The 16,507-nt window shown below is 61.8% G+C and carries 12 protein-coding genes and 1 pseudogene; 6 read left to right on the top strand and 7 right to left on the bottom strand.

The annotated features are described in order from the left end of the window. Positions 1–105: 105 nt before the first annotated feature. Positions 106–1,485: a CCA tRNA nucleotidyltransferase gene (locus tag ACFQDI_RS04735; protein WP_377163944.1), complete on the top strand. Its 1,380-nt coding sequence runs from the start codon at positions 106–108 to the stop codon at positions 1,483–1,485. A 35-nt stretch (positions 1,486–1,520) separates the two neighbouring features. Here the strand turns inward: ACFQDI_RS04735 and ACFQDI_RS04730 are convergent, their stop codons facing one another. From ACFQDI_RS04730 to ACFQDI_RS04715, 4 genes are all read right to left on the bottom strand, one after another. Beyond that, a complete protein-coding gene (locus ACFQDI_RS04730; protein ID WP_377163942.1) occupies positions 1,521–2,801 on the bottom strand; it encodes a DUF1552 domain-containing protein in 1,281 nt (426 codons plus the stop codon). A gap of 28 nt (positions 2,802–2,829) precedes the next feature. Then, entirely contained in the window at positions 2,830–5,289 is a 2,460-nt protein-coding gene (locus ACFQDI_RS04725) for a DUF1592 domain-containing protein (RefSeq protein WP_377163940.1), read from the bottom strand. Positions 5,290–5,396: 107 nt separating this feature from the next. After that, positions 5,397–6,194, bottom strand: a complete 798-nt coding sequence (gene bla / locus ACFQDI_RS04720; protein ID WP_417715079.1) for a subclass B3 metallo-beta-lactamase — start codon at positions 6,192–6,194, stop codon at positions 5,397–5,399. 70 nt (positions 6,195–6,264) lie between these two features. Then, the gene (locus ACFQDI_RS04715; RefSeq protein WP_377163936.1) at positions 6,265–7,308 is read right to left on the bottom strand and encodes an aminopeptidase; all 1,044 of its coding nucleotides are present in this window, start codon (positions 7,306–7,308) and stop codon (positions 6,265–6,267) included. Between the two features lie 40 nt (positions 7,309–7,348). On the opposite strand from ACFQDI_RS04715, the gene uxaC reads away from it, so the two are divergent. Beyond that, complete coding sequence (gene uxaC / locus ACFQDI_RS04710) at positions 7,349–8,755, top strand: glucuronate isomerase (protein WP_377163934.1); 1,407 nt, start codon at positions 7,349–7,351, stop codon at positions 8,753–8,755. A gap of 6 nt (positions 8,756–8,761) precedes the next feature. Here the strand turns inward: uxaC and ACFQDI_RS04705 are convergent, their stop codons facing one another. The 3 genes and pseudogenes from ACFQDI_RS04705 to ACFQDI_RS04695 all read right to left on the bottom strand — a co-directional run bounded on the left by ACFQDI_RS04705 (position 8,762) and on the right by ACFQDI_RS04695 (position 10,251). Beyond that, positions 8,762–9,412, bottom strand: coding sequence for a DUF1294 domain-containing protein (locus tag ACFQDI_RS04705; protein ID WP_377163932.1), 651 nt, complete (start codon positions 9,410–9,412; stop codon positions 8,762–8,764). A 111-nt stretch (positions 9,413–9,523) separates the two neighbouring features. Continuing rightward, positions 9,524–9,798: pseudogene (locus ACFQDI_RS04700) on the bottom strand (sugar transferase). Positions 9,799–9,888: 90 nt separating this feature from the next. Further along, the gene (locus ACFQDI_RS04695) at positions 9,889–10,251 is read right to left on the bottom strand and encodes a hypothetical protein (RefSeq protein ID WP_377163930.1); all 363 of its coding nucleotides are present in this window, start codon (positions 10,249–10,251) and stop codon (positions 9,889–9,891) included. A gap of 324 nt (positions 10,252–10,575) precedes the next feature. On the opposite strand from ACFQDI_RS04695, the gene ACFQDI_RS04690 reads away from it, so the two are divergent. From ACFQDI_RS04690 to ACFQDI_RS04675, 4 genes are all read left to right on the top strand, one after another. Next, a complete protein-coding gene (locus tag ACFQDI_RS04690; protein ID WP_377163926.1) occupies positions 10,576–11,571 on the top strand; it encodes a UDP-glucuronic acid decarboxylase family protein in 996 nt (331 codons plus the stop codon). Positions 11,572–11,593: 22 nt separating this feature from the next. Then, the gene (locus ACFQDI_RS04685) at positions 11,594–12,973 is read left to right on the top strand and encodes a UDP-glucose 6-dehydrogenase (protein WP_377163924.1); all 1,380 of its coding nucleotides are present in this window, start codon (positions 11,594–11,596) and stop codon (positions 12,971–12,973) included. A gap of 174 nt (positions 12,974–13,147) precedes the next feature. Beyond that, positions 13,148–13,615 carry a tetratricopeptide repeat protein gene (locus ACFQDI_RS04680; RefSeq protein WP_377163922.1) on the top strand — a complete coding sequence of 156 codons (468 nt, stop codon included), beginning with the start codon at positions 13,148–13,150 and terminating at the stop codon, positions 13,613–13,615. A gap of 295 nt (positions 13,616–13,910) precedes the next feature. Next, complete coding sequence (locus tag ACFQDI_RS04675; protein WP_377163920.1) at positions 13,911–16,502, top strand: DNA topoisomerase III; 2,592 nt, start codon at positions 13,911–13,913, stop codon at positions 16,500–16,502. The last annotated feature ends 5 nt before the right edge of the window (positions 16,503–16,507 follow it).

Here is a 16,507-nt window from a genome sequence, read left to right as displayed (position 1 = left end):
CTTGATGGGAGCGATTGGAGTTATTGTGCAGTAGTTCGATGAGCGGGTCCATAATAGGGGTCGTGACTGTAACGCCACTTGCCCGTTTGAACAGCGGAAAGCAGAATGAACATTGAACTTTGCCCCTTGCACAACGAGCATGACAGGATGCGCAGCACCGCCATCAAAGTCATTCAAAAGCTCACCCACGCCGGCCACACCGCCCTCCTCGCCGGCGGCTGCGTGCGCGACATGCTTCTCGGCCGCGAAGCCAAAGACTTCGACGTCGCCACCAGCGCCACGCCCGAGCAGGTCGTCGCCCTCTTCCCCGGTGCCCAGACCGTGGGTGCCCACTTCGGCGTCGTCATCGTCCGCCTCGATCACCACCACATTGAGGTCGCCACCTTCCGCAGCGACGGCAGCTACAGCGACGGCCGCCGCCCGGATAGCGTCACCTACTCCACGCCGGAGCTCGATGCCCAGCGCCGCGACTTCACCATCAACGGCCTCTTCTTCGATCCCATCAAAAACGAAGTCATCGACTACGTCGGCGGCCAGGCAGACCTCCGCATGGGCCTCCTCCGCGCCATCGGCGTCGCCAAAGACCGCTTCGAAGAAGACCACCTCCGCATGCTCCGCGCCGTGCGCTTCGCCACCGTGCTCGGCTTCGACATCGAGCACGCCACCTGGGAATCCGTCTGCGGCCTTGCAGCCAAAATCAAACACGTCAGCATCGAGCGCATCCGCGAGGAGTTCGTCAAAATTATGCTCCACCCCAATCGCGTGCGTGGTTTCGATCTTCTCGTCAACAGCGGCCTCATGGAGCAGTTCCTCCCCGAGATCCTCGCCCTCCAGGGCTGCGAGCAGCCACCCCAGTTTCATCCCGAGGGCGATGTCTTCATCCACACCCGCCTCATGCTCAGCCTTCTTCCCGAGAAGGTCTCTCTCCCCCTCGTCATGAGCGTGCTCCTGCACGACATCTCCAAACCGGCCACGCAAACGCGCGACGCCGACACCGGCCGCATTCGGTTCAACGGCCACGACAAGCTCGGCGCGGAAAAGACCGGCGAGATCATGCGCCGCATGAAATTCCCCAACGACATCATCGAACCCACCGTCGTCGCCGTGGAAAACCACATGGTCTTCAAAGACGTCAAAAAGATGCGCACCGCCAAGCTGCGCCGCTTCATGGCCCGCCCATCTTTCGACGACGAGCTCGCCCTCCACCGTGTGGACTGCCTCGGCTCCAACGGCTGGCTGGACAACTACGAGTTCCTCCTCGCCAAGCGCGAAGAACTCGCCAGCGAGCCCATGCTCCCCCCGCGCATCATCACCGGCGCCGACCTCATCGCCCAAGGCTGGCACGCCGGCAAAGCCCTCGGCCGCCTCCTCACCACCCTCCAGACCCTCCAGCTCGAAGGCACCCTCACCACCAAAGAAGAGGCCCTCGCCTGGGTGGCCCAGCATGCCCCCATCCCAGACGTCTTTGATGCCGTGGAGGAGTAGCCAAGTTGGCCAGTTGCGGCGCAACTGACCAACTTTCACACCACCAGCCCCGGCAAACTCGTCCCCGAGCTGGATCCAAACTCATCCGTCTCGATCCCCATGCGCTGCAGCATCTGCACAAACAGATTGCACATCGGCTGATTGTTCTTGGCATCAAAGGCCAGGTGCTGCCCGTGCTTAAAGCCACCGCCTGCAAACACCAGCGGCAGGTTGTGCCAGTCATGGCTGTTAGCATTCCCCAGGTTGCTGCCAAACAGCACCATCGTGTTGTCCAGCAGCGTGCCGTTGCTCTCCTTCTTTGCCTTGAGCGAGGTTAGGAGCCCGTTGAACGCCTCAAACTCCGCGCGCTCGATCCGCTGAAGCTGCTCAATTTTGAGCGGATCCTGCCCGTGATGCGAAAGGTTGTGGTGCGCCATCGTCACCCCGTTGATCAGTGGCACATCTCCGCGCCCCTGCACCAGCACCGTGATCGCCCGCGTGCTGTCCGTCTGCAGCGCCAGCGGGATCAGGTCAAACAGCAGCCGCATGCGCGCGATCAGGTCCGCCTCGTTCTCCACATCCGTCGGCGGCTTCGCATCCACCTTCGGCTTCGGCTTCTGCACCCACGCCTCAGACTTCAGCATGCGCTCCTCCATCTCCCGCACAGAGGTGTAGTACTCGTCCAGCTTCTCCCTGTCCGCCGCGCCCACACGTTTCTCAAATCGCTTCGCCTCCGCCATCACGGTGTCCATGATGCTGCGTCCCTCCTTCAGCTTTCGCATCTGGTTCTGGATCTCCCCCGGCGTGCCGTCCAGAAACAGCTTTGCAAAAACCTGCGAAGGCTTCGACTGCGCCTGCACCATCACCCCGCTGCGCGTGTAGCTCTGGCTTCCCTGCCCCGCCGTGCTCAGCGCCAGGGAGGGGTACCGCGTCTCATGCCCGATCTTCTCCGCCACGAACTGGTCGATCGACACCGTGTTGCGAAATCCGCCCAGCCCCGGCCCGCGTGCTGAGGTCAGCCACGTCATTTCAGACGTATGCCCGTCCGCCCCCGCCTGGTCCGGATGGCACACCCCGGAAAGCACTGTGAACTCCTCCCGGTGATCCTTCAGCGTCTCAAGGTACGGCGTCAGCGTGTAGCCACGCCCTGTCTCCTTCGGAAACAAAGACGGCCCATAAATTCCCAGAGACGCACACGCAAACACCATGCGCTTCGGCGGCGTGGCAGCCGCAGCACTGGAAAGCCGCGGCATCATCGCCTCCAGAAACGGCAGCGTCAGCGAGACACCGGAGCCTTGCAGAAAAGCGCGGCGGGAAAGAGCAGGGCGTGTGATCATGGAATGGATTCGGTTTGAAGTGTCTGTTTTACTTGCTCAAAAACAGCGGCGACTGCACCACTGCATGCACCAGCGTGCGCAGCCCCGCCCCTTCGGCCTCGGCCAATTTCGCAATTGCTTCAATGGCATCGCGATCCGCAAACTGAATGCCCGCCCCCGTGCCGTAGGTCACGAGGTTTCCGGCCAGCGCGCGCATCACCTGCGCCTTCTCATCCAGCAGCAGTTTCTTAAACTCCCGGATGTCCTGAAACTTCCGCCCGTCGGCCAGTTCCCCGCTCGCATCCACCGGCAGCCCCTCCTTGTACTGCCAGATGTTCTGCCCGTTCAGCTTGCGCTTCACATTCGCGCCTTTCTCATTCGAGCGGTAGTTTTCACGATACCCGCCGATCACGTCAAAGCTCTCCAGCGCAAACCCCGGCGGGTCGATGCTCTTGTGGCAGGACGCACACGACTCGCTGTCCCGGTGCTTCGCCAGTTGCTCGCGGATCGTCGTCGTCCCGCGCGTGTCTGGCTCGATGGCTCCCACACTCGCCGGTGGCGGCGGCGGCGGTTGCCCCAGCAGGTGCTTCATCACCCACGCGCCCCGCACCACCGGAGACGTCACAGTCCCGTTCGCCGTCACCTTCAGCACCCCCGCCTGCGTCAGCACCCCGCCTCGCGGGCTGTCGGCCGGCAGCACCACCCGTCGAAATTCCTCTCCGGCAACTCCCGGCATCTCGTAGTGCTCCGCCATGCGCCGGTTCACCATCACAAAGTCGCTCTGGATGAAGTTCGTCACCGGCAGGTTGCTCTTCAGCATCTCGCTGAAAAAAGCCTCCGTCTCCGTCACCATGCCCAGCTTCAGCAGCATGTCGTATTCAGGGTACAGCTTTGTGTCAGGCGTCGTCGCGTCAATGTTCTTCAGCTCCAGCCACTGGCCCACAAAGTTCGTCACAAACGCCGCCGCCCTCGGGCTCTTCAGCAGCCGCTCCGTCTGCGCCTTCAGCACCTCAGGCTGGGTCAGCCTCCCCTCGCCCGCCACTTTGATCAGCTCCTCATCCGGCATCGAGCTCGTGAGAAAATACGCCAGCCTCGCAGCCAGCGCGCGGTCACTGAGCCTGCCCGGATGCTCCTCCAAAAGAAGGAAAGCCGGTGAGGTCAGGATGGCGCGCAAGCCCACGCGCATCGCCCCTTCAAAGCTCCCTCCTGCGTCCAGCGACTGCTGCGCCAGCGCGATGTACGGCACCGCCTCGTCCTGCTCCAACGGTCTCCTGAAAGCACGCGCCGCAAAGCTCGTCAGACCGCTTTTCACCGCCAGCTTCACATCCGTGGGCGCGAGTTCATAGCCGAGCTGCTTGCCATCACGAAACTTCTTCTGCTTCTCGCCCAGCTCAGTCAGCGGCACCTCCCCCAGCGCCTTCTTCAGGCTCGCAGGCGGCCATTCGGCAGACAGCGGCCCCTCCACCTCGATCCACTGCATCGCCAGCCCAGTCCCCTGAAACTCCGCCGCCCCCACATTGTAAATGTTCTGCCCCTTCTTGTCCCGCCCCACACGGTCGCAGTTGATCACGATGTGCTCGCTCCCATCCAGCCGCGTCGTAAACTCAAACTCACGCGGCTTGTCCGCCGGCAGCTCGCAGTAGCTCAGCAGGCGCTTGTTCTTGTAGTTGTTGCTGTAAATCATCAGCGTCAGCGGCTCGCCATCGCTTTGCACCGCATTGCCGGAGAGCCTGATGCGGTACATCCCCGGCCCCGGCAGGCGGCACTGCTTCAGCCCCACCAGGTAGTCCCCCGTGGTGAACATGATCACCTCCTTCTCATTCTCACGGAACATCACCCGGTGCCCGCTCTTTGGGTTCGTCTTGTCGCTCAGCGTCCCCGGCGGCGTGTCCAGGTTCTTGCGGATCCCCGGCTCGTTCTTGTAGCTGTACCGCTGGTTGATCCCCACCGGTTTCTTCGTCAGCACGATCGCCGCATCCAGCGCCGCATCTGCTGCCTCCAGGTACTTCTCGATCTGCAGCTGTGAAAACCTCAGCCCCTCCGCCACCGTGTCAAAGCCATGCAGCGGCGTGTCCTCCGGCAGGATGTGCTTCAGCGGCAGCGAGATGCCCAGCAGGTCATGCACCGTGTTCTCATACTCCGTGCGGTTCAGCCTGCGCAGCACCGTGCGTCCGTTCTCCTTCTGCTGCGCCGTTTCGTAGTCATGCAGCGGCGTCTTCAGTGCCGCTAAAAAAGACTTCGCAGCCCCCGGTTCCGGCCGGGGCTTCTTCACCGGCGGCATCTCCCCCTGGCTCACCCGGTCATAGACCTTCACCCACGCATCAAAATTCTTCCGCTCCTCCGGCTTAAACGCCAGCCCCGTCAGATCCAGCCCCCCTTTCTTCACCTCCCCATCATGGCACTCCGTGCAGTGCTGCTCCAGAAACGGAGTCACCGGCGGCAGCGGAGCGGCGCCAAGCCCTCCCATGAAAAGGCAGAGACCGAATGCAGAAACAAAAAATCGTGACATGACGCAGGCGCAGAGAAGGCAAGTGAAGGTGAAACGCGCGTGCAGTATGCCAGATTAGGCCGTGAATGCACAAGCCCGCATTGCAAATGCACTCACCGGCACCCCCGTCACTTCCCCGCCTTCTGCTGCTTCTCCAGCTCCTTCCGAAACGCCCCCTCCCGGTCCTCCACATAGCGCATGTACCCCGCAGGATCGACAAACGGATTCCCCTCCCCCTTGCCCAGCCGCTCATATTTCGCCTCCATGCCGTAGTAACCGCCATGGGCTCCTAGAAACAGGTCCACCGGCAACGCCTTCAGCACCTTGAAAGTGTTCTCATAATCCGTCGCGATGCCCGGGTAGCTCTTGTTCCCCACCAGCACATAGCCAGGGTTCACATTCGGACTGCCGATGATTACCGCATTCAGCTTTTTGCCCCTCTCCTCCACCTCCATCGTCCACGTCGTGCAGCCCGGCGTGTGTCCCGCTGTCAGCCGGGCCACCAGCACGGAGCCGCCCAGCTTCACCGCCTCGCCATCCTTCAGCCGACGGTCCACCCTGGCAGGCGGGAACTGCGTGTAATCCCCTTTCCCGATCCGCGGCTTCTTCGCACCGCCGCCTTCCACCGCGTCCGCGTCCTGCTCCATCACATAATACTTCGCCCCCGTCTGCTTCACGATCTCCGCACTGCCTGCACAATGATCCGAGTGCGCATGGCTGATCAGCAGAATACGAATGTCCTCAAACTTAAACCCCAGCTTCTCCACGCTCGCGCGGATCAGCGGCACGGACTCCTCCAGGCTGCTGTTGATCAGGATGTGCCCCTCCGGCGTCGTAATCAGGTACGAAGCCAGATCGCGCGACCCCACATAGTACAAGTTTCCCGCGATCTGGTGCGGCGGAAACGGCTCCGTCCAGCTCGACATGTCCAGGGCGTCAGCGCGGCTGCAGCTCAGCAGAAGAAGAAAAAGAACAGCAAGGCGGGAGTGGAGGCGGTCAGTCATGGCTGGGGGTGGTTCCGAGAATTTTCATGCGCTGCTCATTGTTCAGCTTTCGCATCGCAGCCACTTCACGGTGAAACGCCTCCAAGTCGCCGCTTTTTTCCTTCAGCAGCCGCTCAAACCCCGGCACCATCGTGTAATAGGTGGCCACCGTGTTCAGGCGCGCATTGTTCCACGTCTCAGGCGCATGGTGGATGTGGAGTTTCACATACGGGCCGATGTCCGCCGCCTCCTTCAGCATGCCGTCAAACACCCGGCTCTTCGCCAGCCGCTCCGCCTCCACGCTCGCGTGGGTCGCGGCATACACCTTCTTTAGCCTCTCGCGCGTGCTTAGCATCAGCCTCACCACCTCCCGGCTCTTGTTCAGGCTCTGCTCATACGCCCGCAGCCCCCGCACATTCCCCTTCGCCCGCAGCCAGCGCCTCACTCCATCCTCCGCGTTCGCCGTGGCAAAGGCCTCGTTGAAGTCCGTGTCCCCGGGCACGAAAACCTTCGCATGTGTCAGCTCATGGAAAATGAGCTCCGCCAGCTCCGCATCGCTGCGGTGCAGGAAAGTGTTCAGCACCGGGTCCGCCAGATAGCCCAGCGTCGAGTAGGCCTCCACCCCGCCCACAAACACATCATACCCCTTCTCCTTCAGCTTGTCCGCCTCCTGCTTGGCATCCCTTTCCGTGAAAAAGCCCCGGTACTTCAGCCCCCCTACCAGCGGATACCACCACGTCTTGCCCTCGGCGGAAAACTCCGGCGCCGCATACACCACCCACACCACATACGGCCGCTTCAGGTCGCAGTACTTCCCGAAGCTCTTCGTCGGCAGCCGCAGGTCGCTCGCCGCAAAGGTCCGCAGCTCCTCGATCAGCCGCAGCCGCTGCTTCACCTTTTCCGCCACCGTCGGGTCCGCCAGCACCTGCTCATTCGGCCTCGCCTTGCGCCAGATCTCCGTCTGCCCGCCGATCGCCTGCGTGTAAAATTTCACCGTGCTGCACGCGCAAAGAAGGATGGCGGGCAGCAGAGCGAACCAGTTGCGCGTTAAAATCATCCTGCCAGTTTAGGGCATCCACTCCAACCGACCAACATCAATGTCCTTCATCCACGACGATTTTCTGCTGTCCACCAAGTCCGCCAGCCGCCTCTACCACACCTTTGCCAAGGACGAGCCCATCCTGGACTACCACAATCACCTTCCCCCGAAGGACATCGCGGAAAACCGCCAGTTCAAAAATCTCTTCGAAATCTGGCTTGAGGGCGACCACTACAAGTGGCGCGCCATGCGCTGCAACGGCGTCCCCGAGGAGTTCATCACCGGCAAGGCCTCCCCGCGCGACAAATTCCTCGCTTGGGCCAAAACCGTCCCCCACACCCTCCGCAATCCCCTCTACCACTGGACCCACCTCGAACTGAAGCGCTACTTCGGCATCGACACCCTCCTCGATGAAAAGACCGCCCCCGCCATCTGGGAGCAGACCGAGGCCGCCCTCGCCAAACCCGAAATGAGCGCCCGCGGCATCCTCCGCACGCAAAAGGTCAAAGCCCTCTGCACCACCGACGACCCCATCGACGACCTCGCCCACCACCAGAAGTGCGCCGCCGACGGCTTTGAAGTCGGCGTCTATCCCACCTTCCGCCCGGACAAAGCCCTTGCCGTCCACCTTCCCGATGCCTGGAACGCCTGGTGCGACAAGCTCAGCGCCGCCAGCGGCATCGAGGTGAAAAGCTACGCCTCCCTGCTCGATGCCCTCAAGCAGCGCCACGACTTCTTCCACAGCGTCGGCGGCCGCCTCAGTGACCACGGCCTGAACTACTGCCATGCCAATTTTGTCAGCGATGCCGAAGCTGAGCGCATCTTCCAAAAGGCCCGCTCCGGCACCGCCGCCAGCGCCCAGGAGCAGGATCAGTTCGCCAGCAACATCATGCTCCATGTCGGCCGCCTCAATGCCGCACGCGGCTGGACCATGCAGCTCCACCTCGGCCCCGTCCGCAACAACAACAGCCGCCTCGCCCGCGAGATCGGCGCAGACGTCGGCTGCGACAGCATCGGCGACTGGCCCCAGGCGGAAACCCTCTCCCGCTTCCTCGATCGCCTCGACACGGAAAACGCCCTGCCCAAGACCGTCCTCTACAACGTCAACCCCAACGCCAACTACGTCTTCGGCACCATGGCCGGAAATTTTGCTGATGGCACCACCCCCGGCAAAGTCCAGTTCGGCTCCGGCTGGTGGTTCGTGGACCAGAAGGAAGGCATGGAGTGGCAGATCAATGCCCTCAGCAATCTCGGACTCCTCAGCCGCTTCATCGGCATGCTCACCGACAGCCGCAGCTTCATGAGCTTCCCCCGCCACGAGTACTTCCGCCGCACCCTCTGCAACCTCCTCGGCACCGACATTGAGTCCGGCCTCATCCCCAATGACGACGCCCTCGTCGGCTCCATGGTCAAAAACATCTGCTACGCCAATGCGAAGGCCTACCTCGGCCTGAAGGTGTCCTGATCCAGTTCATCGCAGCTTGTACCGCCCGCGCTCCGTCCGGTGGTCCTCGAAAAGCTCCCGCTTCAGCATCTGGGAATACTTCCAGTGCTGAAGCGAATCGAACGCCACGCATTGGTGGAAGCAGATGATCAGCCAGAACTCGAACTGATAGAAACCCTTCGAGCATTTGTGCCGCAGCCGGCCCTGCGCCACCCACGCCCCCGGCCAGCCGCCCGCAAGCTCCAGCAGATGCAGACACCACTCCGGCGTGCGCCATGCATCCAGGCGCGCCTTGCGCTTGTCGCTCCGGTACGCCGCATAGGTGATCACTGACATGGCGCAGACATAGGCCGCCAGCATCCAGATCTCCCAGGCCGTCTGCAGCCAGGCATACGCAGGCAGCACCAGCAGCGCAGCCAGAACAAGCAGCCTCCACAGGCTCAGATTCGCCACCTCACGCACCTGCACCGCATTCTGCGCACACGGGCGCTGTTGCGCATCCAGCCCCCAGTTGAAGCGGATCTCCTCCCCCGCCCTCGGCGTGTGGCACCACCTGGCAAAATCACGCCGATGCAGAAACAGCCGCTTGTCGTTAAATTGCACCCAGCCAAACCCCTTGTCCGCATGCCATTCAATGACTCGGGCCGTGTACTCAGGCCGGCGCGTTTCAGCTATCATCGTTCGGCAGCAGGAGAGAAGCAGGAGTGGACATCGGCATGATCATACCACCAGACACAGCTTTCTACCGCGAGCAAGCAGCTCTCCACACCACCCTTCCGCCGCCAGCCCTCAGCAGGACTTGGCGTGGAAGGAGAACACATGCAGGAAGGTCCGGGCGATGATCGCCAGATCCAGGGAGAAAGACCAGTTCTGGCAGTACTCGATGTCCGAGGTCACGCGGTGCTTGATCTCGCTGGCATCATCCACCGGGCCGCGATGTCCGCGCACCTGGGCCAGCCCCTTCCCCCCGGCTTCACCGTGTGGCGCAGCGCATACTGGCTGCACTCCATCGCAAACAGTACGTCATGCTCCGCCATGTGCGGGCGTGGGCCCACCACGGACATGTTTCCCAGCAGCACGTTCAGGAACTGCGGCATCTCATCGATGCTCAGCTTCCTCATCAGCCCGGCTGAAATGTACAGCAGCGCCTGCCATTAGGCCTCCCTGTCCATCGTCCCAAACGCCAGCCACCACTTCTCCTCCAGCTCCAAAATCGGCCCCGTCGCACGGTCCGCCATCGTCCTCGGAAAGCATGTCATCACACACCCGTAGGCGCCGCTCAGAAACACCAGCCACCACACCGCCACCTCATGTGCGCGCGGCCCCCGCCCTTCCCACACCCTCGCCACCAGCCAGCACGCAAACGCCTTGCCCGCCAGCCAGGGGATCAGGAAATACGTGCCCACCGGCAGCTTCACATTCGCCCACGGCAGCACGCAGAGGCACAGCGCCACAGTGGCAAGCGCAAGTCTGCGGAGAATGATCGGAAACGTAAAGATCCCACGGTCTCTCCCCATCCATGCCCCGGTCAAGATTCAGAGAGCTTAAGTAAACCAAGACACACCTTACCGACATCTGAACCGTCAAAAAGTGGAGTTCTTCTAACAGGAACGGATGCTTATGGCAGTTCAGAAACAGGGAAGATGGAGCAGCGTCTCAACCAATGGCGGTAGCATGATCAAATTACCTCCCCCTCGTTACAGCATGCCCGCATTGATTATGAAGCTGTCTTTTGACTCTGGTATCTCCAAGGTCGATCATGCATATTCCGCCTCCTCGGCCTCTCCCATAGCTCCCTGCTCATTTTTCGCCTTTCAAACTTCACACACCAGCACGAACCCATGAAAAAACGCATTCTCATCACTGGCGGCGCCGGTTTCCTCGGCTCTCACCTCTGCGAACGCCTGCTGGAGCAGGAAAACGAAATCATCTGCGCAGACAACCTCTTCACCGGGCGCAAGCAAAACATCGCCCACCTGCTCGATCACCCCAACTTTGAGTTCATCCGTCACGACATCACAGACCCCATCCGCGTCGAGGTGGACCAGATCTACAACCTCGCCTGCCCCGCCTCCCCTCCCCACTACCAATACAACGCCATCAAGACCATCAAGACCTCCGTCTTGGGCGCCATCAATGTCCTCGGCCTCGCCCGCCGCCTCCAGGCCCGCGTCTTCCAGGCCTCCACCTCCGAAATCTACGGCGACCCCGAAGTCCACCCCCAGCCCGAAAGCTACTGGGGCCACGTCAACACCATCGGCCCCCGCTCCTGCTATGATGAGGGCAAGCGCGTCGCCGAGACCCTTTTCTTCGACTACCACCGCCAGAACGGCGTGGACATCCGCGTCGTCCGCATCTTCAACACCTACGGCCCCCGCATGCTCCCGGACGATGGCCGCGTCGTCTCCAACTTCATCGTCCAGGCCCTCAAAGGCAACGACATCACCATCTACGGCGACGGCCAGCAGACCCGCAGCTTCTGCTATGTCGATGATCTGATCAGCGGCTTCATCAAGTTCATGGAAACAGACGACTTCACCGGCCCCGTCAACATCGGCAACCCCGGGGAGTTCACCATGCTCGAGCTCGCAGAGCTCGTCCTCCAGAAAGTCGGCGGCAAGTCCAAGATCGTATTCCGCCCCCTCCCTGCAGACGATCCCAAGCAGCGCCAGCCGGACATCTCCCTCGCCAAGCAACGCCTCGGCTGGGAGCCTAAAATCCCGTTGTCTGAAGGTCTTGACCGCACCATTGCTTACTTTGCCCAGCTTCTGGCAGGCCCGGCGGCCAAGCAGCCCCGCCCCATGAAAGCACCTCTCAAAAAACTCACCCTCAACTAATTTACCCCCCTCCAATCCCCTTATGAGAATCTGCTGCATCGGCGCCGGTTATGTCGGTGGCCCCACCATGGCGATGATCGCCGCCAAATGTCCTCACATCCGCGTCGATGTCGTGGACCTCAATGCCGAGCGCATCGCCGCCTGGAACTCCGCAGACCTCCCCGTCTATGAGCCCGGCCTCGATGATCTCGTCCAGGGCTCACGTGGCAAAAACCTCTTCTTCTCCACCGAAGTCAAAGCCGCCATCCGGGACGCAGACATCATCTTCGTCAGCGTCAACACCCCCACCAAAACCTTCGGTGTCGGTGCCCACAAGGCCGCCGACCTCCGCTTCGTTGAAGCCGTCGCCCGCACCATCGCCGAAGTCGCAGACGCCCCCAAGATCATCGTCGAAAAAAGCACCATCCCCGTCCGCACCGCAGAAGCCATCAAGACCATCCTCGCCTCCAGCGAAAAAGGCCTGCAGCACCAGGTGCTCTCCAACCCCGAGTTCCTCGCCGAAGGCACCGCCGTCGCAGACCTCACCAGCCCGGACCGCATCCTCATCGGCGGAGAGCAGACCCTCGGCGGCCTCGCTGCCATCGAAACCCTCGTCAGCGTCTATGCCAACTGGGTTCCCCGTGAGCGCATCCTCACCACCAACCTCTGGTCCTCCGAGCTCTCCAAGCTCGTCGCCAACGCCTTCCTCGCGCAGCGCATCTCCTCCATCAACAGCATCTCCGCCCTCTGCGAAAAGACCGGTGCAGACGTCGATGAAGTCGCACGCGCCATCGGCACCGACTCACGCATCGGCCCCAAGTTCCTCAAGTCCTCTGTCGGCTTCGGCGGCTCCTGCTTCCAGAAGGACGTGCTCAATCTCGTCTATCTCTGCGGCCACTTCGGCCTGCCTGAAGTCGCCGCTTACTGGGACCAGGTCATCCTCATGAACGACTGGCAGAAGCACCGCTTCGCCGAACGCGTCCTCCGCACCCTCTTCAACACCGTCACCGGCAAGCGCATCGGCGTCCTCGGCTTCGCCTTCAAAAAGGACACCAACGATACCCGCGAATCCGCCGCCATCTACGTCTGCAAGGACCTCCTCGAAGAGCGCGCCAGTCTCTCCATCTACGACCCCAAGGTCGGCTCCGCACAGATCTGCAAAGACCTCGAAATCGAAAGCGGCAGCCCCAATGTCGAGTTCGCCACCAGCGCCGCCCAGGCCGCAGCCGGCGCCCACGCACTCCTCGTGCTCACCGAGTGGGATGAGTTCCGCACCCTCGACTTTGAAGCCATCTACGACTCCATGGTCAAACCCGCCTGGATTTTCGACGGCCGCAGCCTGCTCGACCACGCAAAGCTCCGCCAGATCGGCTTCAAGGTTTACAGCATCGGCAAGCCCCTGCCCCAGGAAGCAGCCGCATAGCCGAGGCGGCCACCAGGCACGCCCTTCACGCACCCAGGCAGGCAACCCGCAGCCTGCCTGGGAGGCGTCACTCTAAAGTAGCATGCCAGCCCCTCAGCCAGGTGCCCATGCACAAAGCCCCGCTCCCTCGGGCACCCCACGCCACCCAGAAGAAAAGACACCGGGCTGCCGGATGTGCAGGCGGCGAATGACCACATCAACCGTGCGCTGCAGAGCGACCCGACGAGCCAGGACGCGCAGGAGCTGGCGGCACGCTTTGCGGTAGGACAGAGGCAGTGGCAGGCGGTGCTGACGCACCTGAACAAGATGGAGCTGAAAAAGCGCCCTGACCTGATGCTGATGAAGGCGACGGCGCTGCAATTTTCCGGCCAGGAGGATGCGGCGGTGGCATCTGCCAAGCAAATGGAGACGGCACTGCGCGAGATGGCGAAGAGTGCCACGGCGATCGGGCCGGAGGTGAGGTTTTCAATCGCGATGAGCCTTAGCCTGCAGAGGAAGTTTGATGAGGCGCTGAAACTGCTGGATCAGGGCATCCAGATCAGCCCGGAGAGCCAGGACCTGATCATGGGTTTTCTGGGGGACTGCGAGGAGCTGACGACGGGGGCAGCAGACCGGCAGAAGTATGCGACCAGCTGGGCATGAAGGAGCAGGCTGCGAAGCACCGCTCTGCCTCGCTGACGTACTTGGCGGATGCGACGGGCAAGGCTGCGGCAGTCCAGTAAACTGAGGGAAAAATGAAGGAGGCACGGCCGGGTGGCCGGGCTTTTTTGAGATGAAAACGAGGATGGAGGGGATGGGTGGCGGCGGCATGAAAGGCAGTCTAAAGCCTGCTGAACGGCGTAAGCCTTTTGGGGTCTAAAGTGCGCGCACCTTGACATTCGGGGTGAAAGCATGCCCTAAGTAGGCCCTTTTACCGATACAACCTGTTCATACGCACATGCCCAAAGCCCTGATCATTGCCGAAAAGCCCAGTGTCGCAGCGGACCTTGCCCGCGCACTTGCCAAAGCCCCCGGCATGAAGCCCTTCGTGAAAGAAAAGGACTGGTATGAGAATGACACGCATGTGATTTCTTCTGCGGTGGGTCATCTGCTGGAACTGGGGATGCCGATGGTGGACGGGAAGAAGATCGGGTGGGGATTCACAAGCCTGCCGATCATGCCGGAGCAGTTTGAGCTGAATCCGATCGAGAGCAGCGCGGACCGGTACAAGCTGCTGACGAAGCTGCTGAAGCGCAAGGACATCGACACGGTGATCAATGCGTGCGACGCCGGGCGCGAGGGGGAGCTGATCTTTCGCTACATCATGGACGCGAGCGGCTGCAAGAAGCCGGTGCAGCGGCTGTGGATGCAGTCGATGACGCAGGGTGCGATCCTGGACGCGTACAAGCATCTGAGGACGAACGAGCAGATGCTGCCGCTGGCGGACGCGGCGAAGTGCCGAAGCGAGAGCGACTGGCTGGTGGGCATCAATGGCACTCGTGCGCTGACGGCGCTGAATTCACGGCACGGGGGCTTTCGCCTGACGCCGGTGGGCCGTGTGCAGACGCCGACGCTTTCGGTGCTGGCGCAGCGGGAGCGGGACATCGCGGCGTTTGTGCCGCGCACGTATTTCGAGGCGATCGCGCTGTTTGAAGTGAAGGCCGGGCAGTATGCGGGGCGATGGATCGACGAGAGCTTCAAGAAGGACGAGAACGACGAGCACAAGAAGGCGGAACGCCTGTGGGACGAGGGCACGGCGCAGGCCATTGCAGACCGCTGCAAGGGCAAGCCAGGTGTCATCGAGCAGGTGACCAAGCCGACGCGGCAGGCGCCTCCCCTGCTCTACGATCTGACGAGCCTGCAGCGTGAGGCGAGCAACCGCTTTGGATTCTCCGCGCGGCGCACGCTGCAAATCGCGCAGGCGCTTTATGAGAAGTTCAAGGTGCTGACCTATCCGCGTACTGATTCACGTCATCTGCCGGAGGATTATCTCGGCACGGTGACGGACACGCTCAAAACGTTTGCGAGCCATGACAGCCGCAAGCAGGACGCGCTGCCGCATGAGCTGGGCACGCATGCGGCCACGGCGCTGGACAACAAATGGGTGCGGCCGAACAAGCGCATTTTCGACAGCAGCAAGGTCAGCGATCACTTTGCCATCATCCCGACGGGTCAGATCCCGCCGAAGGAGCTGCCGGAGGCGGAGCAGAAGCTCTTTGACATGGTGGCGCGGCGATTTGTGGCGGTGTTTTTCCCTGCAGCCGAGTTTGAAGTGACGACGCGCATCACGCGCGTGGGCCAGGATGCCTTCCAGAGCAATGGCAAGGTGCTGAAGGAGCCAGGCTGGCTGGCGGTGTATGGCAAGAAGGCTGCGGAAGAAGCTGCCGAAGGCGGCGAAGACGCGGCCAAGCTGCTGGTGGCCGCCAATACGGGAGACAAGGCGGAGACTCTGGATGTGGAGGTGAACGAGCACCAGACGAAGCCGCCGCCCCGCTACACGGAAGCGACGATTCTTTCGATGATGGAAGGCGCCGGCAAGCTGGTGGAAGATGAAGAGCTGGCAGAGGCGATGAGCGAGCGCGGACTGGGCACGCCTGCGACGCGCGCGGCGATCATCGAAGGCCTGATCATGGACCGGTATATCGAACGTGTGCAGCGTGATTTCCACGTGACGGCCAAGGGGCTGGCGCTCATCGAGCAGATCAGCGCGATCGGCATTGATGCGCTGAGTTCGCCTGAGATGACGGGCCAGTGGGAATACAAGCTGCGGCAGATGGAGCACCGGGAGCTGGACCGCGAAAGCTTCATGCGAGACATCCGGCACCTGACGAAGCAGGTGGTGGAAAAGACGAAGGCGTACTCGAAGGCGGCGAAGGACAAGGTGTTTCCTGAATTCAAGGCCACCTGCGGCGTGTGCGGCAGCAAGGAAGGCTACAAGCAGACGGAGGAATTTTACGGCTGCAAAAATCCGAAGTGCAAGGTGCGCGTCTTCAAGACAGTGGCCAGCCGTACGCTGAGCGATGAGGAGATTCGCACGCTGATCGAGCAGCGATTTGTGGGGCCGCTGGAGGGCTTCCGCAGCAAGAAGGGCAAGGAATTCAGCGCTGCGCTGCAGATCAAGGATGACATGAAGGTGGCCTTTGTGTTTGGTGACGGCAGCGATCCTGACAGCATCAACTGGGATGAGTGCCCGGTGATCACGGACTGCCCGGTGTGCGCGAAGAAAGGCCGCAAGGGTGAGAAGATTTACGAAACGTCTGACGCGTACCAGTGCAAGATCAACGCCACGGAGACGAGCAAGTGCAACGCGCGACTGCCCAAGAAGCTGTGCCAGAAGGACATCACGCCAGAGAATGCGCGTGAGTTCTTTGAGAACGGCAAGACCTCGCTCATCACGGGCATGATCTCCAAGCGGGGACGCCCCTTCAGCACCTTCCTGATTTGCACGCCGGGTGAAAAACGCATCATGGGCTGGGAGTTCCCGCCGCGTGAAGCGAAGCCGAAGGCCGAGAAGAAGCCGAAGAAGCCTGCCGGGGTGAGCGGGCGGTGAGAGTG

This window comes from Prosthecobacter fluviatilis, assembly GCF_042655725.1.
GTDB lineage: Bacteria > Verrucomicrobiota > Verrucomicrobiia > Verrucomicrobiales > Verrucomicrobiaceae > Prosthecobacter > Prosthecobacter fluviatilis.
Note: the sequence above shows the minus strand (reverse complement) of the source record. Positions and strands in the feature narration are given on the sequence as shown.

Excerpts from the sequence above, each read along its gene's own strand:
- ACFQDI_RS04695 (WP_377163930.1), bottom strand. The coding sequence starts at position 10,251 with ATGGGGAGAGACCGTGGGATCTTTACGTTTCCGATCATTCTCCGCAGA.
- ACFQDI_RS04690 (WP_377163926.1), top strand. The coding sequence starts at position 10,576 with ATGAAAAAACGCATTCTCATCACTGGCGGCGCCGGTTTCCTCGGCTCT.
- ACFQDI_RS04715 (WP_377163936.1), bottom strand. The coding sequence starts at position 7,308 with ATGATTTTAACGCGCAACTGGTTCGCTCTGCTGCCCGCCATCCTTCTT.
- ACFQDI_RS04675 (WP_377163920.1), top strand. The coding sequence starts at position 13,911 with ATGCCCAAAGCCCTGATCATTGCCGAAAAGCCCAGTGTCGCAGCGGAC.
- ACFQDI_RS04730 (WP_377163942.1), bottom strand. The coding sequence starts at position 2,801 with ATGATCACACGCCCTGCTCTTTCCCGCCGCGCTTTTCTGCAAGGCTCC.
- uxaC (WP_377163934.1), top strand. The coding sequence starts at position 7,349 with ATGTCCTTCATCCACGACGATTTTCTGCTGTCCACCAAGTCCGCCAGC.
- bla (WP_417715079.1), bottom strand. The coding sequence starts at position 6,194 with ATGTCGAGCTGGACGGAGCCGTTTCCGCCGCACCAGATCGCGGGAAAC.
- ACFQDI_RS04725 (WP_377163940.1), bottom strand. The coding sequence starts at position 5,289 with ATGTCACGATTTTTTGTTTCTGCATTCGGTCTCTGCCTTTTCATGGGA.
- ACFQDI_RS04685 (WP_377163924.1), top strand. The coding sequence starts at position 11,594 with ATGAGAATCTGCTGCATCGGCGCCGGTTATGTCGGTGGCCCCACCATG.
- ACFQDI_RS04735 (WP_377163944.1), top strand. The coding sequence starts at position 106 with ATGAACATTGAACTTTGCCCCTTGCACAACGAGCATGACAGGATGCGC.
- ACFQDI_RS04705 (WP_377163932.1), bottom strand. The coding sequence starts at position 9,412 with ATGATAGCTGAAACGCGCCGGCCTGAGTACACGGCCCGAGTCATTGAA.